2 protein-coding genes are annotated in these 1,349 nt (G+C 34.8%); both read left to right on the top strand.

What is annotated here, in order from left to right; translation table 11 throughout:
* Positions 1-187 (top strand): hypothetical protein (locus tag KY055_02840; protein MBZ1345536.1); only part of this gene is annotated, 187 nt, incomplete at its 5' end.
* Positions 188-419: 232 nt separating this feature from the next.
* Positions 420-1,181, top strand: a complete 762-nt coding sequence (locus KY055_02835) for a hypothetical protein (GenBank protein MBZ1345535.1) — start codon at positions 420-422, stop codon at positions 1,179-1,181.
* Positions 1,182-1,349 lie beyond the last annotated feature (168 nt).

Here is a 1,349-nt window from a genome sequence, read left to right as displayed (position 1 = left end):
AAAAGTGCAGAAGAAAAAGATCAAGGAACATTATTGGTGTATATTCCGCCAACTGGAAAAGGCGAAGCAAGATATAGAACTTGGTTTAGTAGTGGAACATTGGGGAAACCAGAGCCAAAAAAATAAAAAAGAATTTGCCGCCCCATCCTTCGCCAAGGCTACGGAGGGCGAAGCAAAGAAAAACTAAAATTGGCGGTGCCTTTTAGTTAAAATCCGAACCTATTTTACGGAAAATCCCGACGCTGACTTTTAGCCCGCCGCCGCAGGCGGCGGGCAGGAAAACCCGACGGCTCGCTGGCAAAAAATCCTTCCCCCAGACCCCCTTCATTTTTTGCCCGCTCGCCAAAAAATCATCAAGAATTAAAACGCTGATTTGGGGTTTATATTATCATTGAGAGCTTAAATGATATTATTTAATCATGAATTTGCCTAAAGTAAAATTTATTGATATTCCATTACCCAAAGAGGTTGATTGGATACATGGTTTTTTATTTCAAAATAAATGGGGTTGGGGTAAATATATAATTAAAAAACACCCGGGAATTAAAAAGATTTTTTCTTTCAAGAGAGAAGCAGAGCAGATAAAATTTTTGAAAAAATATATTATTGAATTTAGAAAAGAAAATAAAAAACTAATAGAAGAAAATAAAACAAGATACCAAAAAGAATGGCAAAAAATTGAAAAAGATTTTTTCATTGTACTTCCAAAAATTTTGCAAATTGATTGGCCTCAAGATAAAACAATTAGGGCTATGATTTCTATCAACCCAATTTGCCCTCGTTTCTTAAATGATTGGAGTTTCTCTATTTTTTATAACTACAAAAAATCATCTCATGCGATGGAAGTTATTATGCACGAGTGTTGCCATTTTTTGTATTTTGAAAAATGGAAACTATTATATCCAAAAGTAAATAATAAAAAATTTGAATCGCCTTATTTAGAGTGGCATTTGAGCGAAATTTTAGCGCCAATCATCTTAGGTGACATACGAATTCAAAAAATGTTAAAACGTAAGGCAGATTTTTATACTGAACACAAAAGAATAAAAATAGGCAGCAAGGTCGCTCCTAAATATTTTAACGATTTATATAATAAAATTACCAAAAGCAAAAAATTTGATGAATTTTTAAAAGAATCTTATCTGGCAATCAAAAAAAATAGTAAATCATTTAAAATATAAACCCAAAATCAGCGTTTTAATTCTTGATGATTTTTTGGCGAGCGGGCAAAAAATGGAGGGGTTCTGAGAGAGTAAATTTTTTGCGCCCGAGCCAACCGGGTTTTCCTGCCCGCCACCGCAGGCGGCGGGCTAAAAGTCAGCGTCGGGATTTTCGGCGAAAAATGTTCG

The sequence above is a fragment of the Candidatus Nealsonbacteria bacterium genome, from assembly GCA_019923625.1.
Lineage (GTDB): Bacteria > Patescibacteriota > Minisyncoccia > Minisyncoccales > RBG-13-42-11 > JAHXGN01.
The sequence above is the reverse complement of the archived record's forward strand: the minus strand, read 5'-3'. Positions and strand labels throughout refer to the sequence as shown.

What these genes read in the sequence shown, in the direction of transcription:
- KY055_02835 (MBZ1345535.1), top strand. Translation starts at nt 420, where the DNA reads ATGAATTTGCCTAAAGTAAAATTTATTGATATTCCATTACCCAAAGAG.